Annotated in this window: 25 protein-coding genes; 9 read left to right on the top strand and 16 right to left on the bottom strand. The window is 74.3% G+C overall.

Annotation, left to right across the window (positions count from 1 at the left end; all coding sequences use genetic code 11):
- Positions 1-72: 72 nt before the first annotated feature.
- Positions 73-477: a recombinase family protein gene (locus AB0F56_RS00430; protein WP_362002456.1), complete on the bottom strand. Its 405-nt coding sequence runs from the start codon at positions 475-477 to the stop codon at positions 73-75.
- A gap of 307 nt (positions 478-784) precedes the next feature.
- Here AB0F56_RS00430 and AB0F56_RS00425 point away from each other — a divergent pair, with 307 nt between their 5' ends.
- Both AB0F56_RS00425 and AB0F56_RS00420 read left to right on the top strand, forming a co-directional pair.
- Entirely contained in the window at positions 785-1,558 is a 774-nt protein-coding gene (locus AB0F56_RS00425; protein WP_362002454.1) for an MBL fold metallo-hydrolase, read from the top strand.
- Complete coding sequence (locus AB0F56_RS00420; protein ID WP_362002453.1) at positions 1,555-2,253, top strand: VTT domain-containing protein; 699 nt, start codon at positions 1,555-1,557, stop codon at positions 2,251-2,253. Before AB0F56_RS00425 ends, AB0F56_RS00420 begins: the two co-directional genes overlap by 4 nt.
- Here AB0F56_RS00420 and AB0F56_RS00415 read toward each other — a convergent pair.
- The 4 genes from AB0F56_RS00415 to AB0F56_RS00400 form a co-directional block, all read right to left on the bottom strand.
- Positions 2,233-3,279: an MBL fold metallo-hydrolase gene (locus AB0F56_RS00415; RefSeq protein ID WP_362002452.1), complete on the bottom strand. Its 1,047-nt coding sequence runs from the start codon at positions 3,277-3,279 to the stop codon at positions 2,233-2,235. The genes AB0F56_RS00420 and AB0F56_RS00415 overlap by 21 nt on opposite strands.
- A 65-nt stretch (positions 3,280-3,344) precedes the next feature.
- Positions 3,345-4,577 carry an aminotransferase class I/II-fold pyridoxal phosphate-dependent enzyme gene (locus AB0F56_RS00410; protein ID WP_362002450.1) on the bottom strand — a complete coding sequence of 411 codons (1,233 nt, stop codon included), beginning with the start codon at positions 4,575-4,577 and terminating at the stop codon, positions 3,345-3,347.
- A 90-nt stretch (positions 4,578-4,667) separates the two neighbouring features.
- Positions 4,668-5,864: a sulfite oxidase gene (locus tag AB0F56_RS00405; RefSeq protein WP_362002449.1), complete on the bottom strand. Its 1,197-nt coding sequence runs from the start codon at positions 5,862-5,864 to the stop codon at positions 4,668-4,670.
- 140 nt (positions 5,865-6,004) lie between these two features.
- Positions 6,005-7,855 carry a transketolase gene (locus tag AB0F56_RS00400; protein ID WP_362002447.1) on the bottom strand — a complete coding sequence of 617 codons (1,851 nt, stop codon included), beginning with the start codon at positions 7,853-7,855 and terminating at the stop codon, positions 6,005-6,007.
- Positions 7,856-8,109: 254 nt separating this feature from the next.
- Between AB0F56_RS00400 and AB0F56_RS00395 the strand changes: the two genes are divergently transcribed.
- The 3 genes from AB0F56_RS00395 to AB0F56_RS00385 all read left to right on the top strand — a co-directional run bounded on the left by AB0F56_RS00395 (position 8,110) and on the right by AB0F56_RS00385 (position 9,989).
- Positions 8,110-8,694 (top strand): GNAT family N-acetyltransferase, encoded by a 585-nt coding sequence (locus tag AB0F56_RS00395; protein ID WP_362002445.1) that lies wholly within the window; start codon positions 8,110-8,112, stop codon positions 8,692-8,694.
- 89 nt (positions 8,695-8,783) lie between these two features.
- Complete coding sequence (locus AB0F56_RS00390; RefSeq protein WP_362002444.1) at positions 8,784-9,620, top strand: methyltransferase domain-containing protein; 837 nt, start codon at positions 8,784-8,786, stop codon at positions 9,618-9,620.
- 21 nt (positions 9,621-9,641) lie between these two features.
- Complete coding sequence (locus AB0F56_RS00385) at positions 9,642-9,989, top strand: VOC family protein (RefSeq protein WP_362002442.1); 348 nt, start codon at positions 9,642-9,644, stop codon at positions 9,987-9,989.
- A 31-nt stretch (positions 9,990-10,020) separates the two neighbouring features.
- Here the strand turns inward: AB0F56_RS00385 and AB0F56_RS00380 are convergent, their stop codons facing one another.
- The 6 genes from AB0F56_RS00380 to AB0F56_RS00355 form a co-directional block, all read right to left on the bottom strand.
- A complete protein-coding gene (locus AB0F56_RS00380) occupies positions 10,021-10,578 on the bottom strand; it encodes a Clp protease N-terminal domain-containing protein (RefSeq protein ID WP_362002440.1) in 558 nt (185 codons plus the stop codon).
- Positions 10,578-10,787 (bottom strand): helix-turn-helix domain-containing protein, encoded by a 210-nt coding sequence (locus tag AB0F56_RS00375; RefSeq protein WP_362002439.1) that lies wholly within the window; start codon positions 10,785-10,787, stop codon positions 10,578-10,580. Before AB0F56_RS00375 ends, AB0F56_RS00380 begins: the two co-directional genes overlap by 1 nt.
- Positions 10,788-10,857: 70 nt before the next feature.
- Positions 10,858-12,195, bottom strand: coding sequence for a hypothetical protein (locus AB0F56_RS00370; protein ID WP_362002437.1), 1,338 nt, complete (start codon positions 12,193-12,195; stop codon positions 10,858-10,860).
- A gap of 14 nt (positions 12,196-12,209) precedes the next feature.
- Positions 12,210-15,599 carry a PQQ-binding-like beta-propeller repeat protein gene (locus AB0F56_RS00365; RefSeq protein WP_362002436.1) on the bottom strand — a complete coding sequence of 1,130 codons (3,390 nt, stop codon included), beginning with the start codon at positions 15,597-15,599 and terminating at the stop codon, positions 12,210-12,212.
- A gap of 99 nt (positions 15,600-15,698) precedes the next feature.
- The gene (locus AB0F56_RS00360; RefSeq protein WP_362002435.1) at positions 15,699-17,690 is read right to left on the bottom strand and encodes a DUF5107 domain-containing protein; all 1,992 of its coding nucleotides are present in this window, start codon (positions 17,688-17,690) and stop codon (positions 15,699-15,701) included.
- Positions 17,691-17,738: 48 nt separating this feature from the next.
- Positions 17,739-18,644: an arginase family protein gene (locus AB0F56_RS00355; RefSeq protein ID WP_362002434.1), complete on the bottom strand. Its 906-nt coding sequence runs from the start codon at positions 18,642-18,644 to the stop codon at positions 17,739-17,741.
- Between the two features lie 59 nt (positions 18,645-18,703).
- Between AB0F56_RS00355 and AB0F56_RS00350 the strand changes: the two genes are divergently transcribed.
- The gene (locus AB0F56_RS00350; RefSeq protein WP_362002432.1) at positions 18,704-19,036 is read left to right on the top strand and encodes a DUF6204 family protein; all 333 of its coding nucleotides are present in this window, start codon (positions 18,704-18,706) and stop codon (positions 19,034-19,036) included.
- Here the strand turns inward: AB0F56_RS00350 and AB0F56_RS00345 are convergent.
- The 4 genes from AB0F56_RS00345 to AB0F56_RS00330 form a co-directional block, all read right to left on the bottom strand.
- On the bottom strand, positions 19,024-19,614 hold the full coding sequence (locus AB0F56_RS00345) for a GNAT family protein (protein WP_362002430.1): 591 nt from the start codon (positions 19,612-19,614) through the stop codon (positions 19,024-19,026). The two genes, AB0F56_RS00350 and AB0F56_RS00345, sit on opposite strands and share 13 nt — an antisense overlap.
- A gap of 26 nt (positions 19,615-19,640) precedes the next feature.
- Positions 19,641-19,997, bottom strand: a complete 357-nt coding sequence (locus AB0F56_RS00340) for a hypothetical protein (protein WP_362002429.1) — start codon at positions 19,995-19,997, stop codon at positions 19,641-19,643.
- Positions 19,994-20,236: a DUF1049 domain-containing protein gene (locus AB0F56_RS00335; protein WP_362002427.1), complete on the bottom strand. Its 243-nt coding sequence runs from the start codon at positions 20,234-20,236 to the stop codon at positions 19,994-19,996. Before AB0F56_RS00335 ends, AB0F56_RS00340 begins: the two co-directional genes overlap by 4 nt.
- A gap of 153 nt (positions 20,237-20,389) precedes the next feature.
- Entirely contained in the window at positions 20,390-21,817 is a 1,428-nt protein-coding gene (locus tag AB0F56_RS00330) for an MFS transporter (RefSeq protein WP_362002426.1), read from the bottom strand.
- A 157-nt stretch (positions 21,818-21,974) separates the two neighbouring features.
- Between AB0F56_RS00330 and AB0F56_RS00325 the strand changes: the two genes are divergently transcribed.
- A complete protein-coding gene (locus tag AB0F56_RS00325; RefSeq protein WP_362002424.1) occupies positions 21,975-22,724 on the top strand; it encodes a GntR family transcriptional regulator in 750 nt (249 codons plus the stop codon).
- Positions 22,725-22,779: 55 nt separating this feature from the next.
- Positions 22,780-23,874 carry an adenosine deaminase gene (locus AB0F56_RS00320; protein ID WP_362002422.1) on the top strand — a complete coding sequence of 365 codons (1,095 nt, stop codon included), beginning with the start codon at positions 22,780-22,782 and terminating at the stop codon, positions 23,872-23,874.
- A 24-nt stretch (positions 23,875-23,898) separates the two neighbouring features.
- On the opposite strand, the gene AB0F56_RS00315 is transcribed toward AB0F56_RS00320, so the two are convergent.
- Entirely contained in the window at positions 23,899-24,966 is a 1,068-nt protein-coding gene (locus AB0F56_RS00315; RefSeq protein WP_362002420.1) for a helix-turn-helix domain-containing protein, read from the bottom strand.
- Between the two features lie 120 nt (positions 24,967-25,086).
- Here AB0F56_RS00315 and AB0F56_RS00310 point away from each other — a divergent pair, with 120 nt between their 5' ends.
- Entirely contained in the window at positions 25,087-25,992 is a 906-nt protein-coding gene (locus AB0F56_RS00310) for an alpha/beta hydrolase (RefSeq protein ID WP_362002418.1), read from the top strand.
- Positions 25,993-26,003: the final 11 nt, after the last annotated feature.

Below are 26,003 nucleotides of genomic sequence, written 5' to 3'. Positions count from 1 at the left end.
CCTGCCTCAAGCGTGGCACATCACCCACATGGCGCCGAGCCGGGCGGGGCGGGGGTACGCGGGTCGCCGGGGTCAGCAGCCGTCGTAGCCGGCGGTGGGCATGGAGAGCCTGCGGTGCACGTCGGCCTTGCGGGCGGAGTCGTAGGCCGGCTCGTCGAGACCCGCGGTCTCGAGCCGTACGCCGCGCCGCTCGCACTCGGCGTGGAACCCGGCCGCATCGGTCAACGCCCGGGCCAGCACGCGCTCGTTGGCGGCGACGAAGAGGTCCACCTCCCCGGCGTCCACGTCCGCCCAGAGCGCGGCGTGGTCGGGCCGGATGCAGTAGAAGAGAAGCTGTCTGACCACCACATAGCCCTTGTCCAGGGCCCAGCGGGCGCACAGGGCGTGCTGGCTGCGGGTGTCGACCAGAAAGGGGTCGCTGTCGAGTTCCTCGAGCGGGGTGAGGCTGGCGATCGCCGCCACCCGAACGTCGTCCATGGACCGACCCTACTCCGAACCGGGGCACCCGAGGAGGCCACGTCCGGGCGGCGGGCCCGGGCCTCACGGCGGCGAGGAGTAGCCACAGGTGTGGCAGATCCTCCAGCCGTCCTGGGTGACGGCGAGGACGCCCCCGCAGCGCGGGCACTGCGCCGAATTGCAGGTCGTCCCCATCGTGCTCACCGCGACTCCCATCCCCTTGCTGACGGATGGCTACCCCCGCATCCCACCGTAGACGCCCCGCGTCGCCCGCTCCGGACATTTACCCTCGAGACAAGGCGAGGACGGCAGGGAAGGCGGCGGGCCGGTGGAGGTCACCTGGTGGGGTCATGCCACCTGCACGGTCGAGGACTCCGGGGTCAGGTTCCTCACCGATCCGCTCTTCGCCCGCAGGCTGGCGCATCTGCGGCGGCGCCGCGGCGCACCGCCGCCCCCCGAGGCCGCGCGCGCCGAGGCGGTGCTCGTCTCCCATCTGCACGCCGACCATCTGCACCTGCCCTCGCTGGCCCGGCTCGCGCCCGGCACCGTGATCGTGGTGCCGCGCGGCGCGCCCCGGGCCGTACCGGGGCTGCGCAGGCTCGACGGGCGGGGGCTGCGGGTGACCGAGGTGGGCCCGGGCGACACGGTGACGGTGGAGGGCGTGACGGTACGGGCGGTCCCGGCCAGGCACGACGGGCGGCGGCTGCCGGTGGGGCCGCACCGCTCCCCCGCGCTCGGGTACGTCGTCGAGGGCGAGGCGCGGACGTACTTCGCCGGTGACACCGGGCTCTTCGACGACATGGCGGAGGCGGTCGGCCCGGTGGACGTGGCGCTGCTTCCGGTGGGCGGCTGGGGTCCTTACCTGGGGCATGGCCATCTGGACGCGGGCCGGGCGGCGCAGGCCCTCGCGGCGCTCTCTCCCGCGGCGGCGGTGCCGGTGCACTACGGCACGTACTGGCCGATCGGGCTGGACGCGGTGCGCCCGCACGAGTTCCACGCGCCGGGCGAGGAGTTCGTGCGGCAGGCGGCGCGGCTCGCGCCGAAGGTGGCGGTGCACCTGCTCGGACACGGCGCGCGGGTGCGGCCCGAGGTCGCCCGGTGATCCATGGTCTGTTGGGGGCGGCCGGCGATCTGCCGCCGGAGTCGACGCAGCAGGCGGTCGGCTACCCCTCGCTGTTCCTGCTCGTGGCCCTCGGCTCACTGGTGCCGGTGGTGCCGACGGGGGCGATCGTCAGCTCGGCGGCCGTGGTCGCCTTCCACCAGACCTCACCGCTCTCCCTGCTCTACGTGTTCCTCGTGGCCGCCTTCGCCGCACTGCTCGGGGACGTGACGCTGTACTGGCTCGGGCAGCGCGGGGTCCGTTCGCGCAACGGGTCGCGGTGGCTGGCCGCACTGGAGGGCCGGGTCACGCCGGACCGCCTCGCGCAGGCTCAGGAGAAGCTCGCCACGCACCAGGTCTCGGTCCTTGTCCTGTCGCGCCTCGTGCCGGCCGGGCGGATCCCGGTGATGCTGGCGTGCCTCCTGGCGCAGGTGCCGCTGCGGCGCTTCGTGCGCGGGGACGTACCGGCCTGCCTGGCCTGGGCGGCGACGTACCAGCTGATCGGGATCCTGGGCGGCTCGCTCTTCCCCGAGCCGTGGCAGGGCGTGGTGGCGGCGGTCGGACTTACCCTGCTGATCAGCGCGGCTCCGGCGCTGTGGCGGCGGGTCCGGGGCACGGGACGCGGCGGCAGGCCGGGCCGGGGATCAGGGAGCGGCGGCGGGTCGGAGAGCCACGGGTCAGGGCACGAGCACGCGTGAGGCGCCGACCGGGAGGTCCCAGAGGGCCTCGCGGGGCAGTCCGGCCCGTTCCCAGGCGGCTCTGACGCGGGTGAGCGGTTCGAGGACCGGCTCGGAGGAGAGCACGAACGTCGCCCAGTGCATGGGCGCCATCCGGCGCGCGCCGAGGTCCTGGAAGGCGCGGACGGCCTCCTCGGGGTCGGTGTGCACGTCGCGGAGCCACCAGCGCGGCTCGTAGGCGCCGATCGGGAGCAGGGCGAGGTCGATGCCCGGGTGACGGGCGCCGATCTCGGCGAACCAGTGGCCGTAGCCGGTGTCACCGGCGAAGTACACCTGGCGGCCGGTGCGGTCGCCGAGCACCCAGCCGCCCCAGAGCGAGCGGCAGGTGTCGAGGAGGGTCCGCTTGGACCAGTGGTGCGAGGGGACGAACGCGAAGCGCACGCCGTCGAGTTCGGCCGCCTCCCACCAGTCGAGCTCGGTGACGTGGCTGAACCTGCGGCGGGCGAACCAGCGTCCGAGACCGGCGGGGACGAAGACCGGGGTGTCCTTGGGCAGTCGCTTGAGGGTCGGGGCGTCGAGGTGGTCGAAGTGGTTGTGGCTGATGACGACGGCGTCCACCGGCGGCACGTCCTCCCAGCGGACCCCGACGGGCGTGATCCGGGCGGGGGTCCCGAAGATGCGGCGGGACCAGACGGGGTCGGTGAGGACGGTGAGGCCGCCGACGCGCAGGATCCAGCTGGCGTGGCCCGCCCAGGTGACGGCGAGCGTGTCGGGTCCGGCCTCGGGGAGCGGGCCGGGAGCGAAGGGCAGCAGCGGAATGTCGCGCAGCCCCTCGGCGCCGGGGCGGACGGCGCCCTCGCGGGCGAGCCGGGCCATGGCGCGGACGCCGGGGAGCGGGGCGGTGAGGCGGTCGGCGAAGGAGCGGGGCCAGTCGGTCCTGGTCCGGCCGAGGGGCCGGAGGACGGTCGACGGGGCGGAGGCGGGGGCGGTGCGGCCGTCGCGTACGGGCTGCGGGGCCTGCGTCGGCCGTGCCGTCTGTTCCGTCATCTGCGGGCTCCGTTTCTACGCGGTTCGTCGGAACGGTCTCGTCGGCGGTCGAAGTCCCCCGGCGGTCACCGGAGTTCCTCCAGGGCGGCCGCGAAATCGGTCAACGCCCGGGCCACGTGCGGCAGTTCCACCGGGTTCGCGGAGGTGAGGGACTCCGTCCGTTCCTCCTCGTCGGCGCCCAGGAAGGCACCGGTGTCGAACCGCACGCGCAGGGCGCCGAGTTCGTCGCCGAAGCGGTGCCCGCCGGGTACGGGCGTGCCGAGCCGCCGGCCGAGGTGGTTCTCCAGCTCCATGGAGTCCGTGACGCCCCGCGCGGCGAGCCCGGAGCGCAGCGGCCCGAGGTCCGCGTAGAGGTGGCGGCCCGCCTGGGGCGGCCGGGCGAGGGCGCCCGCCGCGAGGACCGCGTGGTGGACGGCGGCGGCCACCTGCCCGTGCAGGGCGGCGGCGCGGGCGGCCCGTACGGTGACGTCCTCCGGTTCGTCGAGGGCGTGCGCGGCGGCGGGGGCGACGGGGCCCGCGACGAAGGCGCCGAGCGCGGTGAGGACGTCGAGGGTGCGGGCGCGCGGGTCGGTGTAGCGGTCGGCGCGGTCGCGTCCCGTGGGCGGGAAGCGGGCCACGGCGCAGGGCCAGGCCGGCGGGGCGAGGGCGCCCGCCAGGTCGTACAGGACGGTGACGTCGTCGGGGCACATCTCGGCGGGGCTCAGCAGGACGGTGTCGGCGCGCCGGTGCAGGGTGTCGCGCCAGGTCTCGTCGCTGACGATGTGCAGCCCCTCGGCCACGGCGGCCTCGCAGGCCTCGCGGAGGAGTTCGGGCGGGGCGACGGTGCCGGTGGTGTCGTCGGCGACGGAGAGCAGCAGCAGCCGGGGCCGGCCGCCCTCGGCGCGGACCCGGCGGACGGTTTCGAGCAGGGCGTACGGGTCGGGCACGCCGCCGCACTCGGCGGGGGTGGGCACGTGGTAGGCGGGGCGGCCGAGGAGCCGGGCCTGCGGGGTCCACCAGGCCGGGCAGGGCCGGGGCAGCAGGACGTCGCCGCCGTGGGCGGCGATCAGGGCGAGCATCAGGGGCCGGGCGCCGGGGGCGGCGACCACGTCCTCGGCGTGGGTGCGCAGGCCGCGCCGCCACCAGTAGCCGGACGCGGCCTCGCGGAGCACGGGGCCGCCGCCGGACGGTTCGAAGGCGGTGCGGTCCGCGGCGGCGGCGAGGATCGCGGCGAGGCCCGGCAGTACGGGGAGACCGGGCTCCGGGGCGGGTGGTCCGTAACTGACGGGTCCGCGCCCTTCCGGGGCCGTCTGCCGCATCTCCCGCACCTCCCGCGCACCCGAGCATCGGGTGGCGCCGGCGCGGCGCCCCCAGTGCCTTTATACGAAGGTTCGGGGAGGTTCGCCGTCTCAGGCGACGGCGACCGGGTGGCGGACGACCGCGTTGAAGAGGTAGCCCTGCGTGTTGTGGACGGCCCGCTCGGGCTGGACGTTCCCGGCCGCGTCGGTGGTCCGGGAGAGCAGCGTCGCCGGGCCGGCGTGGCGCGGGCGCCACGGCGTGGTCCAGCGGACCCAGCCGTCGCGGCGGGGCGCGTCGAGGAGCCGGGCGGGGCGCCATCGGGCGCCGCCGTCGGTGGAGACCTCCACCCGGCGCACGGGCGCGTGCGCGGACCAGGCGCGGCCGGTGAGGCGGTGGACGCGACCGGCCTCGAGGGTGGCGCCGAAGGGGAGCTCGTACCCGGACTTGAGGGTCTGGCGGGTGATCGGCGCGCTGCCGCCGGGGGGATGCGCGGCGCCGAAGAGCCGGTAGTAGTCGGTGGACCAGGGCGAGGAGAGCGGGGTGGTGGAGACCTCGATGTCGCCGAGCCATTTGACCGAGGAGATGCCGACCCAGGACGGCACGACGACGCGGACCGGGTAGCCGTGGTCGTACGGGAGGGGCTCGCCGTTCATCTCGTACGCGAGGATCACGTCGTCGAGCGCCTTGGCCACCGGCAGCGGCCGGCGGACCCGGCCGAGGTTCACGCCCCCGGTGACGTACTCGTCGTCCAGGCCGCGCGGCTGGACGTCCACGGCGTCCCTGGCGATCCCGGCGCGTCGCAGCACGTCGGAGAGGCGGGCGCCGCGCCAGCGGGCGGCACCGACCGCGCCGAGGGTCCAGGCGGTGCCGGTGACGGTCTCGCCCTGCTGGCCGGCGTAGAGGCTGCGGCCGTTTCCGGCGCACTCGACCAGGGCCGTACGGGTGACGGAGGGGAGGTCGCGCAGCTGTCCGTACGTGAGGTGGACGGGGCCGCGGCCGTGGAGACCGTCGCCCCAGAGAGTGAGCCGCCAGGTGGCGGCGTCGAGGACGGGGGTGGAGGTGTGGTTGCGGACGAAGAAGCGTTCCGTGGGGGTGAGGAGGCCGGTGTCCTGGAAGGCGTCGAAGCGGGACTCGGCGTTGGTGCCGCGGATCGTGAACAGCTCCGGCGGCAGCGGCTTGAGGATGCCGGGCGCGGTGGCGGCCTTCGCGGGGGTCGCTGAGACAAGGCCGGTGAGCGCGGAGGCCGCGGGGGCGGCGGCGAGCAGCTTCAGCAGGGACCGGCGGGCCGGCGCGGACTGGTGGGGCACGTTTCTCCTCCGTGCGGCTGCGGACACGCGGTGGGTGGGGGGCGGCGGGCCCGATGCTAGGCGCGGGGAAGGCCCGGGAACGATCTGTTCACGGGCTCGTCATGTTTCGTCCTGTGACGGTCCGTCAGGGAGGGGTCGCCTCAGCGCACCAGCACGCGCTCCAGCATCAGTTCGACCGCCGAGACGATCGCGTCCGCGTCGATGCCCGCCTCGTGGAGCTGCTCCTCCGGGGTCGCCGACATCGGCATGGAGCGGACGGCGAGCCGGGCGAGGCGCGGGACACCGCCGTGGCCGTTGGCGTACGCCTCGGCGACCGCGTCGCCGATGCCGCCCTCGGGTCGGTGGTCCTCCACGGTCAGCACGCAGCCGGTGGTCCCGGCCGCCCGGTCGAGGGTGGCGGCGTCGACCGGCTTGACCGAGTAGAGGTCGATCACCCGGACCGGCAGCCCCTCGCCCGCCAGCCGGTCGGCGGCCCGCAGGGCCTCGTGCACGGTCACCCCGGCGGCGACGATGGTGGCCCGGTCGTCCTCGCCGTGGTCGCGGAGCACCTTGCTCCCGCCGACCGGGAACTCCTCCTCGGGCCCGTACAGGACCGGCGTCGCCCCGCGCGTGGTGCGCAGATAGCGGACCCCGGCCAGGTCGGCCATGGTCGCGACGAGCCGCGCCGTCTGGTTCGCGTCGCAGGGGTACAGGACGGTGGAGCCGTGGACCGCGCGCATCATGGCCAGGTCCTCCAGGCCCATCTGGCTGGGCCCGTCCTGGCCGATGGAGACGCCGGCGTGCGAGCCGACGAGGTTGATCCCGGCCCGGCTGACGGCCGCCATCCGGACGAAGTCGTGGGCGCGGGTGAGAAAGGCGGCGAAGGTCGCCGCGTACGGGACGTAGCCGCGCGCCTGGAGCCCGACCGCCGCCCCGACGAGCTGCTGCTCCGCGATCCAGCACTCGAAGTGGCGCTCGGGGTGCTCCTTGGCGAAGCGGTCGGTACGGGTCGAGTCGCCGACCTCCGCGTCGAGGGCGACGACGTCGCCGCGCGTCCGGCCGAGGGCGGCGAGGGCGTCGCCGTAGGCGTCCCGGGTGGCGACCTCCTTGCCCCGGGCGTACGTCGGGAGGGACGGCGGGCCGCTCGGGACCGGGCGCGGCACGAGGGCGGCGGGCGGCTCGGTGACCTCGACGCGCAGGTCGCTGGTGCCGCCGAGTTCGGCGATGGCCGCCTCGGCGTCCGGGAGGGGTTTGCCGTGCATGCCCTCGCGGTTCTCGACGGCGGCCACGCCCCGGCCCTTGCGGGTGGCGGCGAGCACGGCCGTGGGCCGGCGCAGGGTCGCGCGGGCCTCGCGCAGGGCCGCGTCGACGGCCTCCACGTCGTGGCCGTCGATCCGTACGGTGTGCCAGCCGAAGGCCTCCAGACGCTCGGCGTAGGCGCCCAGGTCGTGCTGGTGGCGGGTGGGGCCGCGCTGGCCGAGCCGGTTGACGTCGACGATCAGGGTGAGGTTGTCGAGGTGGCAGTACGCGGCGTGCTCGACGGCCTCCCAGACGGACCCCTCGGCCATCTCGCTGTCCCCGCCGACCACCCACACCTGGTACGGGACGTGATCGAGGAACTTCCCGGCGAGCGCCATGCCGACGCCGACGGGCAGCCCCTGGCCGAGCGATCCCGTGGCGACGTCGACCCAGGGCAGCCGGGGTGTGGGATGCCCTTCGAGGAGGCTGCCTTCGCGGCGGAAACTGAGCAGCTCCCGCTCACCGACGACGCCCGCAGCCCGGTACATGGCGTAGAGCAGCGGCGAGGCGTGCCCTTTGGAGAGGACGAGCCGGTCGTTCCCCGGGTGGTCGGGGCGGTCGAAGTCGTAGCGGAGGTGACGGGCGAGGAGGACGGCACCGATCTCGGCGGCCGACATGGCGGAGGTGGGATGGCCGGAACCGGCGGCGTCGGTCGCGCGCACGGCGTCGACGCGGAGCTGCCGGGCGAGCGAGGACATCGTTTCGTACCGCATCGAGATCCTTCCTCCACGGGCCCGTGGCGGTCGACCACGGCGGGCTCCCCACCGGCCGGGTACCCAGGCGGGCGCCCCGTATGCCCCGCCTCCGTGGGGTGGAGGCGGGGTCCCGGCTGGGGGCACGGGCGGGGGCGGGAGCGGGGGCGCTGACGGGATCGCCGGCGGGGCGTGGCCGGGATCGCGGGCGGGATCGCGGGCGGGTCGCGAAATCCGCTCGCTGTGCTCGCGCGGGCGCGCGGAGAATGCGGCGCATGCCGATCCGATCAGCGCTGCCCGAGGACGCGGCGGCGATCGCCGCCGTCCACGTCCGCTCCTGGCAGGCCGCCTACCGCGACCTGCTCCCCCGCGCGTACCTCGACTCCCTGGACGTCGACGAGCGCGCCGCCGTCTGGGCGGCGCGGCTCGCGGAGCCGCAGGCGCCGGGCGTGCTCGTGGCGGCGGAGGACGGGGCCGCCGGGCAGGTGGTGGGGTTCTGCTGCTTCCGGGCCTGGCCGGGCGAGGAACGGGACGCGGGAACGGCCGAGGGACCGGGCGAAGGACCGGACGCGGGAACGGACGACCGGCTGGATCCGGCCACGACCGGGGAGATCGCCGCGCTCTACGTGGTGCCGGAGGTGTGGGGCTCGGGGGTGGGCCGGGGGCTGCTGGCCGCGTCCGAGGAGGCGCTCGTGGTGGACGGGTTCCAGGACGCGGCGCTGTGGGTCCTCGCGGACAACGCGCGGGGGCGCCGCTTCTACGAGGCCGCGGGCTGGCGGCCGGACGGCACCGTCGTGCAGGACACGACGGCGGGCCGGGCGCTCGACGAACTCCGCTACCGGCGGCGTCTGTTCGCGTGACCGGTTGCCCACATGGCGAGATACGGGTCTCACCATGCGGGTGATGCGCGTACCGTTGCCGTACCCACCTATTCCGAGGGAGTCCGGTCATGACGCATGCCTCCGATCAGCAAAGGCCGCACGAGACCGCCGTCTACACCCATGGGCACCACGAGTCGGTGCTGCGCTCGCACACCTGGCGCACCGCCGCGAACTCCGCGGCCTATCTGCTGCCCGAGCTGAAGTCCGGCCTGGACGTCCTGGACGTGGGCTGCGGCCCCGGTACGATCACCGCCGACCTGGCCGCGCTGGTCGCGCCGGGCCGCCTGACCGCGGTCGACGCCTCCAAGGACGTCCTGGCCAAGGCGCGGGCGGTCGCCGCCGAACGCGGCCTGGAGAACGTGGAGTTCGCGGTCGCCGACGTCCACGCCCTGGACTTCCCCGACGACTCCTTCGACGTCGTCCACGCCCACCAGGTGCTGCAGCACGTCGGCGACCCGGTGCGGGCGCTGCGCGAGATGCGGCGGGTGTGCCGTCCCGGCGGCGTGGTCGCCGCCAGGGACAGCGACTACGGGGCCTTCACCTGGTACCCGGCCTCCCCCGTCCTGGACCGCTGGCAGGAGCTGTACCGGCGGGTCGCGCGGGCCAACGGCGGCGAACCGGACGCGGGGCGGCGGCTGTTCGCCTGGGCGCGCGCGGCGGGGTTCACCGACATCACCACGACGGCGGGCACCTGGCGCTACGCGACGCCCGAGGAGCGGGCGTGGTGGAGCGGACTGTGGGCGGACCGGACGACGGAGTCGGTCTACGCCCGGCTGGCCGTGGAGGGCGGGCACGCGACGCCGGAGACGCTGAAGGAGATCGCGGAGGCGTGGCGGGAGTGGGGCGGACAGGAGGACGGCTGGTTCATGGTCCCCCACGGCGAGATCCTCTGCCGGGTCCGGTGATCCTCAACTAGGCTCGTTCGCATGGTGATTCTGGGGACCACTCTGCGTATCTGCGTCGACGATCTCGAATCCGCGGTGGATTTCTACGAGCGGCTCACCGGCACCCCGGCCCAGCGTTTCGAGCGGGGCGGGGTGTCGGTGGCGGCCGTCGGGTGCTTCCTCCTGATGAGCGGACCGGAGGAGGAGCTGGAGGTCCTGCGCAAGGTCGCGGCGACCATCTCCGTCCAGGACGTGGACGCGGCGTTCACCGCGCTCGCCGAGGCCGGCGCCAAGATCCTGGCCGGCCCGGTCCCCACGCCGGTGGGCCGCAATCTGATCGCGGTCCACCCGGACGGCTCGGTCTTCGAGTACGTCGACCGGCGGGCCTGAGCCCCGCCCCGCGGTACGCGGGCCCGCCGGATCAGGCGGCGGACGCCCCCTGCCCGAGGGCGCGTTCCACCGACTCGTAGGTGATGCCGTGGTCCGCGAGGGCCTCGGCCACGACGCCCGGGCGGACGGTCAGGGCGAGGAGCAGGTGCTCGTCGCCGATCACCTTCTCGCGGCGGCCGAGGCAGATCCGGAGCGACCGCTCCAGGACGCTCGCGGCCTCGCGACTGAACGTGGGCCCTCCGAAGCGCCGGGAGCCGTCCTTGCGGTCGTCGGCGAGGGCGCCCGGCCCGTGGGCCTCCTCGACCCGGGCGACGATCTCCGGCACGTCGATCCCGAGGCCCGCGAGCGCCTCCATGTCGGCCTTCGACAAGCCGCCCCGCCGGTGGGCGTCGGAGAGCTGTGCCTCCAGCGAGGCCCGCCGGTCGGTGGCACCGAGGGCCCGCAGCACGAAGGACACCCTGGTCCCCTCCGCGTCGAACAGCGCGAGCAGCAGGTGCTCTTCGGTGACCAGGGCGGCGCGGTCGCGCCGGGCCCGCTCCACGGCCTCGATCACCGCGGCCCGGGCCCCTGCCGAGAATCGCTCGAACATCAATGCCTCCCGTACTTCTTGTGCACGGCCTGCCTGCTCACGCCCAGCTCCGCCGCGATCTCCTGCCACGACCAGCCCTGGGCGCGGGCGCTGCGCACCTGGACGGCCTCCAACTGCTCGAGGAGCCGCCGCAGTGCGGTCACGGCCCGAAGGCCGATCCGGGGATCACGGTCCCCGGCCCGCGCGGCGAGATCGGTTGCATCGGTCATGGTGTCAACCTACGTTGACACCCCTTCTCCTGTCAACCACGGTTGACAGGAGAAGGGGTGTCCGAGGCGCCTAGGACGCGAGGAGATGCCCCGCAGCGACGGCCGAGGCGACCGTCCCACCGGCCACCACGGCCGACGCCGCGACCACGGGAACCCGCAGGCTCCACCGGCGCAGCGCCGCCGAGCCGGAGACGCGGGCGAGGAGCGCGTCCCGGCCGCGCAACACGACAAGGCCGACGCCGGTCAGCGTGAGCGCCATGCCCAGGCCGAAGGCGCCGACCAGCACGAGGGCGGTGCCGACCTTGCCGGTCAGGAGACCGGTCAGCAGCACCAGGAACGCCGAGGGCGAGGGCAGCAGCCCGCCCGAGGTGCCGAGCAGCAGCAGCCCGCGCCAGGTGAGGAGGGAGGGGGCGTCGGGGATGTGGTGGCTGTGCCCGTGGCCGTGCTCGTGCCCGTGGCTGTGGCTGTGCCCGTGGCCGTGCTCCTGGCCGTGGCTGTGATCGTGCGTGTGCCCCTCTCCATCGTGGTCATGGTGGGGATGGCCATGACCTCCGTGACCCCGCAGATGGCGCCGCAGCAGACTCACCCCCACCCCGACCACCACCAGCGCGGCGAGCAGTTGCAGCCACCCCGTAAGCGCCGCGATGTCCGGCGTGCTGTTCGCCGCCAGCCACCAGCCCACCGCGAGAACCGCCACCGAGAGGGTGTGCATGACGGCCACGATCCCGCCGAGCCAGACCGCGTCCCGCGCTCTGCCCCGGCCTGCCACGAGGTACCCGGCCGCCAGTGACTTGCCGTGTCCCGGCGCGCACGCGTGCAGCGCGCCGACGGCCGCCGACACGAGGAGCGCGAGCGGGAGCGCGGCGTCGTGGTCGAGCAGCGACGTCAGGTCGGTGGTCCAACTCCAGGCCGACAGGCCCGACGCGCCCGACCCGCCCGACCCGGAAGGGCCCGACCCGGCGGCCGTCCCCGTCAGCGCCAGGCTCCGCGTGGGCTCGTCGGCCGTGTGCAGCCCGCCCGCGCCGGAGTCGGTCACCGAGAGCGCCCGGTAGGCGGCGTCCACGTCCGTCAGCGCCGTGACCGTCAGTTCGATGCGGTCCGCCGCGCGCGGGCAGGCGAAGTGGACCGTCATGCCCTCGGCCCGGTCGACCGGGCAGGCGCGGCCGTCCTGGCGTACGACGAGGTGCCGGCGCAGATAGCCGGCCGGGTCGCCGCCGGACCGGTCCTTCAGGACGGCGACGTCGTCCGGCTGGGCCGACCAGGTGGCTTCGACGGCGGTGCCGGACGCCACGATCTTCACGACGGGCGGGGTTCCGAAGGGGTGCGCCTGCGCCGTCCCCGCGCTGCCGAAGAGCAGCGCGGAGACGGCGGTCAGCAGGAGCAGCACCCCGGTGCGCAGAGCTCGCACGGTGGTGCTCCCCCTTACTTCCGGCGCCCGGCCAGCGCGTGGACCGTGCCGTCGTCCGTGAGGGCGAAGAGCCAGTCACCGCTGACGGAGAGGGCCGAGGCCACTCCCGCGCCGAGGTTGTACGAGGCGGTCTGCCGGCCGGTGGCCCGGTCCAGGACGAGCAGCCGCCCGTCCCAGGTCCCGACGTACACCTGGTCCGCCGTCACCAGCGGGTGCATCGTCGGGGAGCCGTCCCCGGCGGAACAGCCCGCCGCCGTGCGCCACTTGTCGTCCAGCGGGCTCTCGCCCGGCAGGTAACCGACCTTGGTCTCCCAGACCGGCTGAATGGGGTATCCCCTGCTCGAACGAAGTTGAGAGCTTGGGGAAGGGGTGGCGGAGGTGGTGTCGTAGGCGCGGACGACACCGTCGCGGCCCGCGACGTACGCGGTCGTGCCCCACACGGCGGGGCTGGTGAGCGGGGCGCGCCCCGGCTCGCAGGTGCTGCCGCCGCCGAGCTTGGACTCCCAGACCACGGCGCCGGTGGCCGGGTCGTGGCCCCGGGTGCCGTACGCGGTGTGGGTCACCAGCTGCGGTGTGCCCGTCGCCGGGTCGGTGAGCGCGGGGGACGAGTGGCTGTCGATGTCGCCCGCCGTGTCCTTCACCCACAGCTGGGTGCAGGTCGCGAGGTCCATGGCGATCACGGTGTTGCTCGACATGGAGTGCAGGTAGGCGGTGTCGGTGCCGGGCACGCGCACGGCCGTGCTGTGCGCCTGGCCCCAGGAGAAGGACGCTCCGAAGCCGCCGGGCAGCATGCCGCCGGTCTCGGCGTCGCGGCAGCGGACGGTGTACGCGTCCTGGTAGACGGCGACTTCCCGCGCCGTACCGCCCATGAGGGAGAAGACGCTGACCGGGCCACCCGCGCGGCCGTAGCGGCGCACGGTGTCGCCGTGGTTCTCCTCGCGGTCGATCGACTGCCAGGCGATCTTCCCGGTGGCCGCGTCGAGGGCGTAGATCCGGCCGACACCTGTGGTCAGATAGACCTTTCCGCCGTGGAGCGTCGGCGCCGACTCGGCGTCACCGTCGAGGTACGTACGCCACACCTCACGCCCACTGGCGATGTCGTAGGCGAGCATCATGCTGTACGGCGAGTCGAAGGCGCGCGAGGAGACGATGAGCCTGCCGTCCGCGACGGCCGAGCCGTTGAGGTTGAACTGCTCGCCGGTGTGCCGGGCCCACTTCAGGTCGAGCTGGGCGCCCGGGTCGTCGCCGCTCGCGGAACGGCCCTCCTCGGTGCCGCCCTGCCGCAGCCAGTCCTGGCCTGCCCGGGGCTTGCCGAGCGCGGAGTCGTCCACGACACGGAAGGTGTTCCGTACGACCGGGAACTTCTTGCCCCGGGTGTCGTACGCGGCCGATTCGGCGGTGTACGTACCGGGCCGCAGCCCGTCCACGGTGCCGCTCGCGCGGGTCCAGGCTCCGCGCGGTACGGGGCAGGCCTCGGCCTTGCCGCCGGGCGGGGTGTAGCAGTTCTCGATGCCCGGACGCGACGCGCCCTTCCCGAACCGCACGTCCTCCCGCTCGACGACGCGCCCCCGGCTGTCGCGGACGGTGAGGACCGCCTTCGCGGGGGTGCGGCCGTCGTCCTCCGCGTACACCTCGACGGGCACGCCGGCCCTGCGGCCGTGGACGCTGCCGTCGGCGGGGCTGACGAGCGCCGCGTCGTCGTCGATGTCGAACTGGCGGTGGATACCGGTCACATGACCGGTGTCCTCGTTCCGGTGGGTGCGCGGGTCGTCGGTGATGGAGCTGAAGTCGAGGACCTTGTAATCGGGCCGGGCACCGTCGATGCCGTACGTGCCCTGGTTGTTGATCTCGACGGAGCGCTGGAACGCGCCGCGGCGGAACTCGGCCTGCTGGTTGTGGCCGGCCGCGACCATCCGTACGTCGTACTTGGCGAGTTCGTCGATGGTGGGCTGCATGCCCGCGCCCGGGCCCCACTGGGTGAAGAGCGAGCGGTGGGCGAAGACGAAGACCTGCTTGCCGACCGCGTGCCGGGCAAGGTCCTGGCGCAGCCACTCCAGCTGCGCCTTCAGGCCGCCGGCGTCGTAGTTGTCCTCCAGGACGACGATGTGGCGGCCGTTGCGGTCGAAGCTGTACCACTCGGGGCCGAGGTTGCGGCGGTAGTACTCCATGCTGCCGGCGTAGCCCTGGGAGGCCGCCGTGCCGCCGAAGTCGTGGTTGCCCATGACCGGGTAGAAGGGATGGCCGAGCCGGCCCTCCTGGAGGCCCTTGCTGAACAGGTCGTAGCCGCCCTGGCGGCGCGGTTCGGCCGCGTAGTCGGTGACGGTGAGGTCGCCGGTGGCGATCTGCATGGTTGCGCCGTCGACCTCGGACATCGCCTGCACCTGTCCGGTCCACTGGGGCAGGATGCGGCGGGCCTCGTCGTCGGTGCGGTTGCCGACCTCCGGGTCGGAGTTCATGACCCACTTCTCGGTGGGGTTAGAGGCGTTGCGGTCGGGGACGAGGGCGAAGTCGACGCCGGTGGCGCCGGTCTCGGGGACCTTCTGGAAGAACCGCGGGATCCAGTCCTCGCGCAGGGCGGGCGTGTAGCCGTCGGGCGAGACGATGCTGACGAGATCGGTCTCGCGCCGCGCCGGGTCGACCTGGAGCCGGTACGAGCCGTCGGCGCCGGTGGTGGTCCACGCGGCGCCGTCGGTGACGTCGACGCCGGGCATGGGGCGCTCGCCCCGGTCCCGCTCGCCGTTGCCGTTGGCGTCCTTGAAGACCGAGCCCTCGACCGTGACCGTGGCGGGTTCGGCGGTGTCGTCGGCGAACGCGGCCTGGGGCGCGAGGAAGGAGAGCGCGAGGGCGCCCGCGGCAGCGGCCTGGACGCGCCGCGTGGAGGCGCGCAGCCGGCGGGCCGCCATCAGCAGCGCGGCGGCGGCCACCGCGCCCAGGGTGACGGTGAGCACCGTGCGCCAGGGGAACGACGGGAGGGCGTGCACGCCGTCGGAGTCGACGAGCGGCGTGGCCGCGGTGGCGTCGGCGGTCGCGCCGTCGAACTCGACGACGACCTGGGTCAGGCCTGCCTTCTCGATGAGCGGGCCGAGGTCGAGGGCGTCGATCCGGCAGCTCCAGGCGAGCTCGACGACCACGCCGCCCGGCGCGCCGCCGTTGTCACCGGGGACGCCCGAGCCGGTGGCCGGGCAGCCCGCGGCGAGCAGGCCGGAGGCCCAGGCCCCGGCCCGCTCGGGCGTCACGATGTCGTGGTGGACGATGAGCCGGCCGCTGGTGACGCCGTCACCGGGGGCGACCACAAGCTCCGCGTGCTCGCGCGAGACATGCGCGAACGCGGGCTGGGCGCCGATGCCCAGCACGAGGAACAGCAGCGCGAGGGAGAGCCCGGCCGCTGTGCGTATGTGTGTCATAGAGCGAAAGCTAGCCACGCCGGTGTTCGGTTTCCGGTCATTCATCAACGGAAGTCATCAACCCGACCGCAAGTGTTCAGCCTTCGCTCGTTCTGGCGCCTAGGGCCGCATCCTGAACTCGTACGCGTCCGGCAGCGGTTCGTCGGTCAGGGCCGACCACAGGTCGCCGAGGGTCTCCGCGCCCTCGCGCAGGTCGGCGACCTCGAAGCCCACGTCGAAGACGGCCCGGGCCTCGGCCCTCCGCCCCTCGGCGAGGAGCAGCCGGGCCTCCAGGAGGCGGAACGCCCCACGCGCGCGTGCCTCCTCCGGCAGCCGGTCCAGGAGCGCGCGGGCCTGCGGGACGCACCCGGCCGCCAGGAGCGCGGTGACCGCCTCCCGGCCGAGCGCGCCCGTCACCAGGAGGTCGTCGCCGTCCAGGGCATCGAAGGCCTCGGCGAACCGATCGGCGGCCCTGGCCGGGTGCCCGCCCTCCTTGTCGGCGACGGCCAGGCAGTACAGCAGCGGCCAGCGGACACCGCCTTCCTTCTGGAGTCCCCGCTCCCAGCTCCGTTCCGCCTGCGCGAGGTCGCCCGCGTGCCACTGCGCGATCCCGAGGTGGTACTCGGTCAGCGGCTCGGCCGGCGCGGTCTCCAGCATGTCCCGCCAGTGGTCCGCCACCAGGGACGGGCCGGGCGGGGCGCCCTCGGGCAGCAGCGGCAGGACGCCCGTACGGAGCAGCTCCAGCCACGGCTTCTGCTCCTCCCCCAGCGTCGACGCGGGGAACGGCGTCCCGGGCAGCTCGTGCCCACGGGCCAGGACTTCGAGGGCGCCCCAGCCGGAGCCCGCCGCGAGGACGGTGACCGGTTCGGCGTCGGCGGCCGAGGCCCGCCAGGTCGCGTACGCGGCGTCGACGGCGGCGCGCGGCAGGGCCGACTCCAGGGCCCGCTCCACGTCCGCGCGGGCCGCCGCCCAGTCCTCGCCGTGCACGGTCCCGGCATCGGCCGCCAGCGGTCCGTACGTCTCCAGCCAGCTGAACTCCGCGCCGCCCTCCAGCTTCAGATGCTCCAGCTGGGTCCGGGCCAGTCCGGCCTGGATCTCGGCGTACCCGGGGGCGCCGGGGGCGGTGAGCCACTCCTGCCAGCGCCGGCCGCCGGGCGCGGTGCCCCAGAGGAAGAGCTTCCGCCCCCGCAGCAGGTCCGTCGACGTCTGCACGAGTCCCCCGCCGGTCTCGTCGAGGGCGGCGATCCAGCGCCTGCCCGCGTCCGGGACGTCGTAGAAGTAGTCGGCGGGAAGGGTGCTGCGCAGTGGGTATGTACGGTCCTCGGACCGGCCCGCGCCGTCCGGGGCGACCGGTACGGGGACTCGGCGCAGGCCGCGCGCGTAGCCGATGGGGGTACCTCCCACGCCGTTCAGGCTGTGGGGGAGCCAGGCGGACTCCGCCGGGGCGAGGATCCTGCGGTCCTCGGGGACGGCGGTGTTGGACCACCAGTAGACGGGGACGGTCCACTCGTGCGGGTTGCGGATCCGTACGGCGACGTGGAGGAAGTCGCTGCCCTCGGGCAGCCACAGGTCGACCTGGAAGGGCAGGTCGCGCAGCCGCTCCCACTCCCACAGGCGCAGCATCTGCCCGCCGCCGGGCGCCGGGACGATCGCGGCGTGCAGCGGTGAGCAGGAGAGGGTGGTGTGGCCGGTGGCGCCGATGTTCCACTCGATGCCGCCGGCGAACCAGGCGCCGTTGAGCGCGAAGGCGGCCGGCTGGAACACCGGGTTGCGGTGGACGAGTTCACGGCCTGTGGGCTTGTGGAGCAGGGAGTGGACGCGCCCGCCGAGGCCGGGCAGCACGGTCGCGCGCACCCGGTCGTTCTCGATGACGAGCGCGTCGAGGTCGGTGGGCACGCGCTCCCGTCCGTAGCCGTCGCGGACCGGCGCGGGCAGCACGGTGCGCAGGGGCGCGTACCCGAGCTGCCGGGCCATGTCTCGCGGCAGCTCGCCCTCGACGGCCCGTGGGTCGACCGCCGGGGTCCCGTCGAGGATCCGCAGCGCGGGCAGCGGGTTGTCCGGGCCCAACGGGGCCGCGGGCAGGGTCAGTACGGCACGTCGTACGGTCGTCATGGCGCCATCGAACACGGCGGGCGCGCGTCCGACCAGGGGGTCTGTCCGTCAGTCTTCGGCAAAGGCGGCGACGACGAGGTCCGTGAGGAGCGCTCCGGCCGTGCCGTCCGGGTCGAGATCGGGGTCGTAGATCGTGACGTTGAGGCCGACGCAGCGCTCGGAGCGGACCAAGGTCCGCAGCAGGGGGACGAGTTCCTCGGGCAGCAGCCCGTCGGGGTCGGGGCTGTCGACGGCCGGCATCACGGAGGGGTCGAGGACGTCGGCGTCCAGGTGCACCCAGAAGCCGTCGAGCGCGGGGGTCCCGAAGGCGGTGACCGTGGCGGCGGCGAGCTCGGCAGGTCCCCAGGCGCGCAGGTCGGCGACGGTGACGACGGGGACCTTCAGGGCGCGCAGCTCCACGAGTTCGGGGTCGTCGTGGTAGGCGTCGCGGATGCCGAAGAGCCGGACGTCCTCCTCGCGGAGGTAGGGGCCGCGGCCCTCCAGGTCGGTGAGGTCCCGCTGGCCCCGACCGGTGGCGAGGGCCAGTTCCTCGCCACCCGCGGCGCCGACGCGGTCGGAGTTGCCGGGGTGGCGGAAGTCGGGAGAGGCGTCCACGGCGGCGAGTCCGTAGCGGCCGATGCGGCGCAGGGCGAGGGAGGCGCCGAGCTGGATCGAGCAGTCGCCGCCGAGGACTAGAGGGAAGTCCCCGGCCCGTACGTGGTGTTCGATCCGGTCGGCGAGGGTGCGGGTGTACGTCGCGAGGGCGGCCGCGTTGAAGACGCCGTCGCCCTCCTGCCAGTCGCCGAGGTCGTAGCGGGGCGGGGTGACGACCCCGCCTTCGAGGGCACCGAGCCGGGCCACGATCCGGTTCTCGCGGAGGACCCCGGCGAGCTTGTGGCAGCCGGGCACGGTACCGGGAACCGGCGGTCGCAGGCCGAGGTTGGAGGGGGCGTCGAGGGCCACGATATTCCGCATGCGCCCCATCCTCTCCGCCGTACTCTGGATCTTCAACGGTGACGGGAGTACGGAGAGAGATGAGCACCCAGCACACCTACCGGGTGATCGTGCGCAGCGCGTTCGAGGGTCTGTCGGAGGAGAGCCGGGCCCGCCTCCTCGCCGAGGTGGACGCGCACGGGATCGAGTCGATGCGGTTCGCCGAGGAGGGCTCGCTCAGTTACGACAGGACGCTGAAGCACTTCTCGTACCGGCTTGTCGTCGTCTCGGACGCGGCGGACGGCGAGGAGATGGCCGGCGTCCTCGCCGAGGACCGGGTGGAGACGGCGCTCGCGGAGCTCGGGCACGCCCACGGGGCGCTGAGGTCGTCCGTGACCGACATGGACACGATGAAGATCAACTACAAGCGCTGAGCGGGCGCCGGGGCTGGGCCGGACATTCCGGGCACGATCCAGGGCGCGGTGATCGCCCAGCGCTCGTGGTCCCGCCAGGCGCCGTCGATGTGCAGCATGGCGGGCGAGAACCCTTCGAGCCGGAAGCCGGCCCGGCGCACGAGCGCGCGCGAAGCGGCGTTGCCCGGCTGGATGTTGGCCTCCAGGCGGTGCAGCCCGAGGGGGCCGAAGGCATACGGGAGGAGCAGGCCGAGCGCCTCGCCCATCAACCCACGCCCCGCCGCGTGCGTGAAGGCGCCGTAGCCGAGGGCGCCGCTGAGGAACGCGCCCCGGACGATGTTGTTGATGTTGAGGAACCCGGCGATCCGGCCCCGCTCCGCGCGCTCGCAGACCAGGAACCCCGCCCTGGCGGGGTCCTCGGTCAGCGCCTTGGCGTACGCGACGTAGTGCTCGGGCCGGTCGGGCGGGAAGAGCCAGGGCCGGTGGGTGGCACGGCTCTCGCGCGCCCGCGCGGTGAACTCCTCGGCGTCGTCGAGGGAGTAGCCGCGCAGGCCGACGCGCGGGCCGGCGGTGACGTACGGGTCAAGATCGTCGGACATGGTCCCAGGGTGCCAGGGCGGGGACGTCAGCGGCGGGCCGAGCGGACGCGGGGCGGGCAGGTCTCGCCCCGCTTGACCACGCCGATCACGACCGTCGTGCGGCCGTCGAGGGCCGCACCCTCGTCCGGGAACTGCGTGCAGACCCACCAGTTCGGCGGCCAGAGCACCCGCCGGTCGCGGCCGCCCACGTCGTGGACGTCGAGGCGGGTGCGCGGGGCGAGGGCGGTGAAGACCCGCCAGAGGCCCTTGCCGACGAAGGCCGGCATCGGCCGGGCGGGCACCGGCACGCCGTCGTCGGCCGCGACCGCGTCGTCCGCCGAGGTGACCGCCACGGCCGCGAGGGCGAGCAGGGCACCGGCGCCGAGGAACGCCGCCTTCCTCATGCGCGCCGCCGGGTCGCCGCGTAGTAGCCACAGGCCCCGCCGAGCAGGGTCGTGGCGAGGAGAGCCAGATAGAGGGGCATCGTCACCTCGGGAATGAGCAGCCGGATCCTGACCTGGCGGGTGTTCTCGAAGATCAGGACGAGGGTGATGACGGCGACGGCCGCCATCGCGATCCGGCCGGGCGTGAAGGGTCCGGTGGAGCGGGGCGCTGCGCCGCTCGATGTCTCCTTGGGACTCATGCCCGGACCTCTCCTCCGTCGTACGCGGCCGCCCCCGTGGGACCAGGATGGAGGGATCCGGTCCGCACGGGGGCGGTGGGAGGGCCGTACGGGTGAGGGTGCGGCCCCGCCCGTCGTGCCTGGTCGGTGAGCCCGGTCGGTGGGCCGACCGGCTCAGTGGTGGGCGAGGACCAGTTGCGGCTCGTCGGCCGGCTCCTCAGCCGGGTCGGGGCGCTGGATGAGCAGGGCGGTGACGACGCCGATGCCGAGCAGGGCGAGGGCCGCGTACATCGCGTGCTGGTAGCCCGCCTCGGTCGGTCCGCCCGCGTCGCTGCCCGCGGTGATCATCGCGGAGGCCAGGGCGATGCCGAGGGAGGCCCCGATGCCGAAGCAGGCACCGTTGAGGCCGGAGAGCGAACCGGGCTTGTCCTTGGGGGCGGTGGTGACGGCGAGGCCGTTGAGGCCGGTCAGCATGAAGCCGCCGTAGGTGACGCCGAGCGCCGCGAGCGAGGCGACCAGGATCCACTCGTCGTGCAGGAAGAAGGTGGCGAGGAGGAAGATCGCGAAGTTGGCGATCGCGCCGGTCACGACGATCTTCCGCCAGCCGATCCTCGGGCCGAGGCGCCCGGTCAGCGGGGCGGAGACCACACCGATCAGCTGGATCGGGGTGAGGAAGAGGACGGCCGCGGTCACGGCGGAGAGCCCGAGGCCCACCCGGGCGTCCTGCGAGAAGAGCGGGATGGTCAGAGCGATGGCGCCGAAGGCGCCGCCCAGGGTGCAGACCGTGGTGAGCAGCAGCGGCCAGGCGCGGCGGGAGGCCAGGACGTCGAGGTCGATGACCGGGTTGGCCGCGCTCTTCTGCGAGACGACGAAGAAGACCAGCGAGGCGAGACCGCCGAGCAGGAAGCCGAGGGTGAGGGGGGAGGTCCAGCCCCAGGCGGCGCCCTGGGCGAGGCCGACGAGGATGCCGGTGAGGCCGAGCGCGAGGGCGGCGATGCCCCGGGAGTCGAAGCGGCCGTCGGTCGCGGTGGGCGGGACGTCGGGGACGTACTTCCGCACGCCGATCAGGCCCGCGACGGCGATCAGGGTGGAGCAGACGAAGATGCCGCGGAAGCCGATGGTGTCGGCGATCTGGCCGCCGGCGATGGCGTCGATCCCGGCGAGGCCGCCGTTCACGGCGGTGATGATGCCCGCGGCCTTGCCGAAGCCGGCCGGCGTGAGCAGCTGGTTCAGGGTGAGGAAGGCGAGGGTGAACATCGCCGCCGAGATGCCCTGGAGGATGCGGCCGGCGATGAAGATCTCGATGTTCGGCGCGAAGACGCAGAGCAGGTTGCCGGCGATCAGGACGAAGGCGCAGACGATCATCATCGGCTTGCGGCCGCGCTGGTCGCTGAGGCGGGCGAGGGTGACCTGGCCGATGGCCGCCATCAGGAAGAAGAGGGTCTGAGAGAGACCGGCGGCGGCCGTGGTGGTGCCGAGGCGCTCGATGACATCCGGCAGTGCGGGGCTGAGCATGGTGGCGTTGATCTGGTACCCGAGGACGGCGAGCACCATCGCCAGGAGCATGGGACCTCGGCCCTTGAGGTCGGACGTGGCTGACATGTGGGCCCCTTTGCCGTGGATGTCATAACGATGAACCGAGCTTGTCTGACAAGCAACGCCCGAACAGAGTGAGTTCTACGCGCGTCACACGTCAAGACCCTTTGACCTGTGATTCGGAATACCGTTCACTTGCCGACAAGTCGATGGAGGAGGGGCAGTGGCGGTCAGCGGACAGCAGCGGCGACCGGTCGTGGTGCTCTACGAGCGCATCGCCGACGCCATCCACGACGGCACCTATCCCCCCGGCTCGACCCTGCCCTCCGAGCCGAAGCTCGCCGGCGAACTGGGCGTCAGCCGCCCCGCCCTGCGCGAGGCCCTGCTGCTGCTCCAGGAGGACGGCCTGCTCTCCGTACGGCGCGGGGTCGGCCGGACGGTCAACGACCACCCGCCCCGCCGGGGCTTCGAGCACATCCAGCCCCTGGAGGAGCTGATCGGCGCGGGCGCGCCGCTGCGGGTACGGGCGCTGCTGCGGGCGGTCGAGGAGCCGACCGACTTCACCACCCAGCACCTGCTCGCCCCGGCCAGGGCGGAGCTGCGGTTCTGGGAGTCGCTGCTGGCCGGGGAGGGTGCGGCGGCCGCGCTCAGCCAGGAGTGGGCGGCGGCCGACGACGTACTGGAGCGGGCGCACCCGGCCTTCGCCGAGGCGCTGCGCACCGAGCCCGCGCCCGAGCGGACCTCGATGCTGGCGGTGCTCGCCGGGGCCTCGCGCGGGGTGTCGCTCGGCGCGCACAGCAGCGTGACGGCGACCCTGCTCGGGCAGCGCAGGGGCGAGCAGCTCGGCCGCCCCGCCGACACCCCGGCGGTCCTCGTCACCCAGGTGGTACGGGTCGGGGAGACCCCGGTCCTGGCCGCCAAGCACATGCTCCCCACGGGTGCGCCGGCGCTGCCGGTCCTCCAGTCCAACTGAGCGGGCGACGGCCGTCACAGCGCCCCGCCCCCGCCGTGGCGTACACTTCCGCGCCATGCACTTGTCTGACAACCCTGCCGCTGCCCCTGCCGTCGTCGCCGAGTGGATCCGCCGCGCGCCGAAGGCCGTCCTCCACGACCACCTGGACGGCGGCCTGCGCCCCGCCACGATCGTCGAACTGGCCCGGGAGTGCGGCTACACCGCACTGCCCACCGAGGACCCGGCCGCGCTCGCGGTCTGGTTCCGGGATGCCGCCGACTCCGGCTCGCTGGAGCGGTACCTGGAGACCTTCGCCCACACCTGCGCGGTCATGCAGACCCGCGAGGCGCTGCACCGGATCGCGGCCGAGTGCGCCGAGGACCTGGCGGCCGACGGGGTCGTCTACGCCGAGATCCGCTACGCCCCCGAGCAGCACCTGGCGGCCGGGCTGACCCTGGACGAGGTCGTCGAGGCGGTCAACGACGGCTTCCGCGAGGGCGAGCGCCGTTCGGGCGGCCGGATCACCGTCCGCACCCTCCTCACGGGCATGCGCCACACCGACCGTTCGCTGGAGATAGCCCAGCTCACGGTGGCGCACCGGGACCAGGGCGTGGCCGGCTTCGACATAGCCGGCGGCGAGATCGGCAACCCGCCGGCCCGTCACCTGCCCGCCTTCCAGCACCTGAAGCGGCACAACTGCCACTTCACGATCCACGCGGGCGAGGCCGTCGGCGCGGAGTCGATCCACGAGGCCGTGCAGGTCTGCGGCACCGAGCGGATCGGTCACGGCGTGCGGATCACGGACGACATCGCCGAGGACGGCACGCTCGGCCGGCTCGCCGCGTACGTCCGCGACAACCGGATCGCCCTGGAGGTCTGCCCGACCTCCAACCTCCAGACGGGCGCCGCCAAGGACTACGCCTCGCACCCGATCGACGAGCTGCGCCGCCTCGGCTTCCGGATCACGCTGAACACGGACAACCGGCTGGTCTCCGGCACCACCATGAGCGAGGAGTTCCAGCACATGGTGGACGCCTTCGGCTACGGCCCGGAGGTCTTCGAGGAGTTCACGATCGCGGCCCTCGACGCCGCCTTCCTCCCGCTCCCGGAGCGGCAGCGGCTGATCGACGAGATCGTCCGCCCGGGATACGCGGCGCTCACGTCCGCGTAGGCGTAGGACCCCGGTCCGGGCCGGTCAGCTCTCGCGGTCGGCGAGCAGCCGCCACGTGGTGAGCGCGACGGAGGCCCGGACAAGGCCCGCGGGTTCGGCGAGGTCGATGCCCAGGGCCTTCCCGATCTGCTCCAGGCGGCGGGCGACGCTGCTGTGGTGCAGGTGGAGGAGCTGGGCGGCCCGGCGCTGGGAGCCGGTGGCGCAGTAGGCGTCCAGGGTCGCGAGGTCGCCCGCGTTGCCGGCCAGGGCGGCGATCGCCGCCACGTCCGGGTCCTCCCGTGCCACGCCCGGCGGCACCTGCGCCAGGAGCGCGAGCGCCCCGAGCCGGGCGTGGTGGACGACCGGCCGGTGCGGGGTGGTGAACCGGAGCGCGGTACGGGCCTGCCGCCAGGACCGTTCCGGGCCGTCGGCGGCGCCGATGCCCGCGCGGGCGTCCGCAGGGAACCGGTCCTCGTCCACGCCCGTGGTCAGGAGGACGCCCACGTCGCCGACCGTGGCCGCCTTCACCGGGCGGCCCGGGCAGACCAGGGCGCCGATCCGGTGGAGGGGCAGCCGCGACCGTACGGCGACGACCTCCACCGGCACGTCGGGGGCGAACCCCAGGAGCCGTAACGCCCGTGCCGTGGCGGCCTCGTCGCCGCCGGAGCTGATGACCAGTTCGACGAGGGCGGGATCGGCCATGGTGGTCCGGGCCGGTCCGTACCGCTCGACGACCGTCGCGGCGGCGAGGGCGAGCCGCTCCAGGACCACCGCGTCGAGGAGCAGCGGAGGTCCGGGCCGCTCCAGCCACACCTCGCCGATCTCCTCCTCGTCCAGGGTGATCGGCACGGGCGCGGACCCGACTGCGGACCCGGCCCCGGGCACAGGCGTCGGCGGGTCGGCCGGCGGGCTGCCGTCGGGCGCGACGCGCAGCGCCCGTCCCGTGCCGTGGAGCCGGATCCCGGCCACGCACTCGGCAAGGCCCGCAGAGGCCCGCGCGAGCGCCGGAAGGTCCACCCGGCGGCGCATGAGCGTGTCGTAGAACGCGACGACGCGGATCGCGCCTTCGGCGTACGCATCCAGTCCCGACAGCCGTACGGCGAGTGCCTCCATGGCGCAAGAGTAAAGCGCGCGAGGGGCGCGGAGGGGCGCGCCGATCGGTGCGCGATCGGGGCGGGAGACGCGACGGGCGACGGGGTGACCGCGCGGTCGGGGGCCGTGAGGATGAGCCGCATGGATCCCGAACTCGAACCCTTCGTCCCCCTGCTCCCCCGACTGGACCTGACCGAACCGGTGGCCGCCCGGGCCAGGGTCGCCGCGCTCGCCGCCTCGATACCGGCGCCCGACACCACGGGCCTGGACGTCGAGGACCGTACGGTGCCCGCCGATCCCGACGTGCCGGTACGGATCTACCGGCCGAAGGACGCCCAGGGCGCCGTCCTCTGGCTGAGCGGCGGCGGCTGGGTCGTCGGCGACCTGGACACCGAGCGCCACTGGGGCGCCCGGCTCGCGGCCGGCTCCGGCGCGGTCGTGATCTCGGTGAACTACCGCCGGTCCCCCGAGCACCGGTTCCCCGCCGCCCTGGACGACGTGTACGCCGTGCTGTCCTGGACGGCCGAGCACGCGGCCGAACTCGGCGTCGACCCGGACCGGATCGCGGTCGGCGGGCACAGCGCCGGCGGCGGGCTCGCGGCGGCGGTGGCGTTGCGGGCGCGGGACGAGCAGGGTCCCCCGATCCGCTTCCAGCTGCTCAATCAGCCGGCCCTGGACGACCGGCAGGAGACCTGGTCGCAGCGCACCTTCACCGACACACCCGCGCAGGACCGCGCCACCGTAGCGATGGCGTGGCGGCACTACCTGGGCTCCGGGCAGGCCACCCCCTACGCGGCGCCGGCCCGGGCGACCGACCTGTCCGGGCTCCCTCCCGCGTACCTCTCCACCGCGGAGTTCGACCCGCTCCGCGACGAGGACATCGCCTACGCGCTGCGCCTGCTCCAGGCGGGCGTGCCGGTCGAACTGCACCAGTGGCCCGGCACCTTCCACGGTTCGCAGGCGATCCTGTCGGCCGACGTCTCCCAGCGGCAGCTCGCCGAACTCGGCGCGGCCCTGCGCCGCGCGCTGACCGGGCCCACCGGGTGAACGACCACCAC

The sequence above is a fragment of the Streptomyces sp. NPDC026092 genome, from assembly GCF_040638605.1.
Taxonomy (GTDB): domain Bacteria; phylum Actinomycetota; class Actinomycetes; order Streptomycetales; family Streptomycetaceae; genus Streptomyces.
Note: the sequence above shows the minus strand (reverse complement) of the source record. Positions and strands in the feature narration are given on the sequence as shown.